Source organism: Alcanivorax sp., assembly GCF_014762765.1.
Classification (GTDB): Bacteria; Pseudomonadota; Gammaproteobacteria; order Pseudomonadales; family Alcanivoracaceae; genus Alcanivorax.
In genome coordinates, this window is the sequence record NZ_JABURH010000044.1 from 1 (window position 1) to 4,300 (window position 4,300).

Consider the following 4,300-nt stretch of genomic DNA (forward strand, 5'->3'; position numbering starts at 1 on the left):
GGGTTGTTCGGTGAGGCTGGCGTCAGGAAAGCGTTGTTGCAGTCTGGTCTGGGCCTGGTCCTTGTCGTCGCAGAAATCGAAGTGAATCAGACCGTGGGTGGACTCAGCGACCAGGGCATTGCCATAGCGGCTTTCACCGTAGTACCAGGTCAATTTCCCCGCATAACTATCGGACTCATGGCGGTGTGGGCCTGCCGCCGCATCCTGTCGCTCTGCGTCTTTCTCGCTCATGGGGTGCACCCAGTGCTGGATTGCCTCTGCGATGGCTTGCGGGTTGTCTTCCTGCACATAGTGGAGCCCGCGTCCGCAATCGGAAATATCCAGATTGGGAATCTGTTCCAGCAACCAGCGAATCCGCGCCGGGCCGAGTACGGCCCCCGGGCGAAACCGCAACAGCAGCATTGGCTGGGGCATGCTGCCCAGCCCCTTCTCAATGTCCTCGATGGCCCGCCAGGTCTCATCCTGGCGATCGTTTATCGGTAGCTGGTTGGGCCAGACATACACCGGGTAGCGGGATTCGCGCTGGCGAAAAGGCCGTTGGTAGATGCGCCTGACGCTACGAGGCAAATGACGGATGACGCCGAAAGGCAGCACCATCCTGACAAACAGATTGCGGTTGATAATCAGAAAACGCCCCAGCCGTTCCTGCCGGAAGGCAAAAAACAGGGGCCGCAGGGGCAGGGGGAACTCATCCCAGTCAAAGGTGAACGGGAAGGTTTCCATAAAACACAGGCGGCTGATGGTGTGCGGCTGCTGTTGCGCCAGCCGAAAGCCCAGCGGGCCACCCCAGTCGTGCAGTACCAGGGTAATGTCGGAGAGATTCAGCGCGGCAACAAAGTCTTCCAGGTAGCGGTAATGGGTCAGAAAACGGTAATCGATATCGGGCTGGTCACTGTTGCCGAATCCGATCAGGTCCAGGGCGATGCAGCGATACTGACCGCGAAGCGGCTTGATCACGTTGCGCCACAGATAACTGGAAGTGGGGTTGCCATGGATGAACAGTAGTACCGGTCCTTCACCTTCATCAATATAGTGAAGGCGGTGGCCATTCACCGTGACGTAACGCGATTCAAACGGAAAATCGGCAAAACCCATGACATGCATCCCTTGCATCGAATTTTTCAACTGTTACCGCTTTTCTGGCAAGATGCCATGGCTGTGTCAGTAACGTAAAGTGCGAAAAAATGTCAAAACCCTATCTGCGTGACGATTTACTGGAAGTGCGCCACAGCGCCGTCCATGGTCGTGGTTTGTTTGCCACCCAGCCAATCAAGAAAGATACCGAGCTGGGTTTGTGTAAAACCAAGGTAGCCAAGAAAGATGGCCCCTACGTGTTATCGCTGGATGACGAAGGCAATGAACGCTACCGGGTACTCTGCGATCTGCGTTTCATCAACCACGGCAAGAAGCCCAACGTAGCTTACTATGACGACCTGACCGTGGTGGCCCTGAAGTCCATCAAGCCCGGCGAAGAGTTGCTCCACGATTACGGCGACGATTGGGATTAACCGTAGGGTGCAGCGATTGGGTCGCCTCAGAACGGGCAGGGTGAGGAGAATTCCTGCCAGAGCCCGGTCAGCGGGTGGTTGAAGGCTAACCATTGGGCGTGCAGCAGCAATCTCGGGCTTAGTGCCTCAATCTCCGGCGGCGCATACATGTCGCAGCCGATGATGGGGTGGCCAAGCTCCCGGCAGTGAATGCGCAGTTGATGGCTACGGCCGGTGACCGGACTTAACGCCAGCCGGGTGCGGTTGTGGACTTCGTCCCGTTCCAGCACCTGGTAATGGGTCAGGGCGGGCTTACCGGTCTCGTAGCAGACCTTCTGCAGAGGGCGGTTGGGCCAGTCTGCGATCAATGGCAGTTCGATGCTGCCACTCTCCTTTTCCACCAGACCATGTACCACCGCCTGATAACGCTTCTTCACCGTGCGTTGTTGGAACAGCCGGCTGAGCTGGCTCTGCGCCTGACGGGTGAGGGCAAAGACCATGATGCCCGAGGTGTCCAGATCCAGTCGGTGCACTAGCCGTATATCCGGGTCCTTTCGTGCCAGCCGTCGAATGGCGCAATCCTGATTTTCCGGGGCACGCCCTGGCACACTGAGCAGGTAGGCAGGTTTGTTGATCAACAGGATGTGATCATCCCTGTAGATCGTGCCCACCCGCTCATGGCAGGTGGGCACGATATAGTAGGGTTTGTCGACGAGGGAACTCATGAGGCAATTCGCCGTAGGGAGTCGCAAGTGTCGAGTGACGAAGCACCGGCCCGGTTTTGCCTTTCGCTATGCATTACTCGCTTCTCGCCACTTATTTTCCCCAGAGAATCTCAAAGACATCGTCATACTGCTTGGCAAAATGTACAGTGAGGCCGTCTTTCAGGTATTCGGGCAGCTCATCGAAATCCCGCTGACAGGCCTCCGGCAGAATGACTTCACGGATACCTACCCGCCGCGCGGCGATCACTTTTTCGCGGATGCCTCCCACGGCCAACACCTGACCGGTAAGCGTCAACTCACCGGTCATGGCGACCTTGCGCGGCAAGCGCTTTTTCAGTAGCAGCGACAGCAGGGCACTGGCCATGGTGATGCCGGCACTGGGGCCGTCCTTGGGAGTCGCCCCTTCCGGCACATGGATATGGAGAAAGGCCTCATCCAGTCGCTCTTCACTGAGACCGTAATCCTTCAGGTGACTGGCTACATAACTGTAGGCAATCTCCGCGGATTCCTTCATCACATCGCCCAACTGACCAGTGAGCTTGAAACCTCGTTGTTTGCTGTGTACCTGGCTGGCTTCTACTGAGAGCGTGGCTCCACCCATGGCGGTCCAGGCCAGGCCGGTGACCACGCCCACACCGCGCTGGGTCTTCTCGGTCTGGAAGTAGGGCTGGCCCAGGAAATCCGCCAGGTTCTTGCCGGAGATACTCAGTTTCTTGTCCCCGGCCAGCAGTTTTACTGCGGCCTTGCGGATGATCTTGTTGAGCTGTTTTTCCAGGTTACGCACCCCGGCTTCGCGGGCATAGCCTTCGACGATCTGGCGCAATGCACTGTCGCTGATGCGCAGCTGGCTTGCTTTCACACCCGCCCGCTCAAGAGCTCGGGGCCAAAGGTGCTGGCGTGCGATCTGCACTTTTTCCTCGGTGATATAACCGGACAGGCGAATGATTTCCATGCGGTCCAGCAAGGGGCCGGGAATGCTATCCAGCGTGTTGGCGGTGCAGATGAACAATGCATGGCTCAGGTCCAGCCGTTCATCCAGGTAGTGGTCGAGAAAGTCCTGGTTCTGTTCTGGATCCAGTACTTCCAGCAGGGCCGAGGCCGGGTCACCCTGAAAAGACTGGCCCAGTTTGTCCACCTCGTCGAGCATGATCACCGGATTGGCGGTGCCGGCTTCCTTGAGTGCCTGCACCAGTTTGCCGGGCATGGCACCGATGTAGGTGCGCCGGTGGCCCTTGATCTCGGCTTCGTCGCGCATGCCGCCCAGGCTGAATCGGTAGAATTTGCGGTCCAGGGCATCTGCGACGGATTTTCCGATACTGGTCTTGCCCACACCGGGTGGCCCCACCAGCAGGATAATGGAGCCTTTGACCTCGCCACGTAGTGCACCTACAGCCAGGAATTCCACAATCCGGTCCTTCACATCATCCAGGCCGCTGTGGTGTGCCTCGAGAATTTCCCGGGCGTGTTGCAGATCCAGATTGTCGTCGCTGTACTGGCCCCAGGGCACATTGGTGAGCCAGTCCAGGTAGTTGCGGGTGACGCCATATTCCGGTGAGCCGGTTTCCAGTACCGATAGCTTCTGTAGCTCGTCGTCAAAACGTTTCTGTACGGATTCCGGCGGCGACAGGGCGCTCATGCGTTCGCGGAATTCCTCCGCTTCGGCGGTCTTGTCGTCCTTGCTCAGTCCCAGTTCACGCTGGATGATCTTGAGCTGTTCACGCAGGAAGAAATCGCGCTGGTGCTGGCTGACCTTCTCGTTGACCTCTTCGGAAATCTGGCTCTGTAGCCGGGCCACCTCCAGTTCTTTCTTGACCAGCGTAAGCACTTTTTCCATGCGCGGTTTCAACGGCACGGTTTCCAGAATGGTCTGTAGCTCCGAACCGTTGGCGCTGGTCAACGCCGCTGCAAAGTCGGTGAGCGGTGAGGGCTCACTGGGGGAAAAGTTCTGCAGATAGTGGCGCAGTCCCTCATTATAGAGCGGGTTCAATGGCAACAGTTCGCGAATGGTATTGATAATGGCCATGCCAAAGGCACGGATGGTCTCATCCGCCTCGGCGCGAGGCTCCGGGTAGCTGACCTCGGTCATGA

4 protein-coding genes are annotated in these 4,300 nt (G+C 57.8%); 1 reads left to right on the plus strand and 3 read right to left on the minus strand.

All coding sequences use genetic code 11. The annotated features are described in order from the left end of the window. On the minus strand, positions 1 to 1,095 hold a 1,095-nt coding region (locus HUJ17_RS01415; RefSeq protein ID WP_290509028.1), incomplete at its 3' end, for a haloalkane dehalogenase. A gap of 89 nt (positions 1,096 to 1,184) precedes the next feature. Between HUJ17_RS01415 and HUJ17_RS01420 the strand changes: the two genes are divergently transcribed. Then, on the plus strand, positions 1,185 to 1,508 hold the full coding sequence (locus HUJ17_RS01420) for an SET domain-containing protein (protein ID WP_290509029.1): 324 nt from the start codon (positions 1,185 to 1,187) through the stop codon (positions 1,506 to 1,508). A 26-nt stretch (positions 1,509 to 1,534) separates the two neighbouring features. Here HUJ17_RS01420 and HUJ17_RS01425 read toward each other — a convergent pair whose 3' ends face one another. Continuing rightward, positions 1,535 to 2,212 carry a pseudouridine synthase gene (locus HUJ17_RS01425; RefSeq protein WP_290509030.1) on the minus strand — a complete coding sequence of 226 codons (678 nt, stop codon included), beginning with the start codon at positions 2,210 to 2,212 and terminating at the stop codon, positions 1,535 to 1,537. A gap of 91 nt (positions 2,213 to 2,303) precedes the next feature. Next, positions 2,304 to 4,300, minus strand: a 1,997-nt coding sequence (lon, locus tag HUJ17_RS01430; protein WP_290509031.1) for an endopeptidase La, incomplete at its 5' end; no start/stop codon positions are given.

Coding starts and splice junctions, on each gene's coding strand:
- HUJ17_RS01425 (WP_290509030.1), bottom strand. CDS start 2,212: ATGAGTTCCCTCGTCGACAAACCCTACTATATCGTGCCCACCTGCCAT.
- HUJ17_RS01420 (WP_290509029.1), top strand. CDS start 1,185: ATGTCAAAACCCTATCTGCGTGACGATTTACTGGAAGTGCGCCACAGC.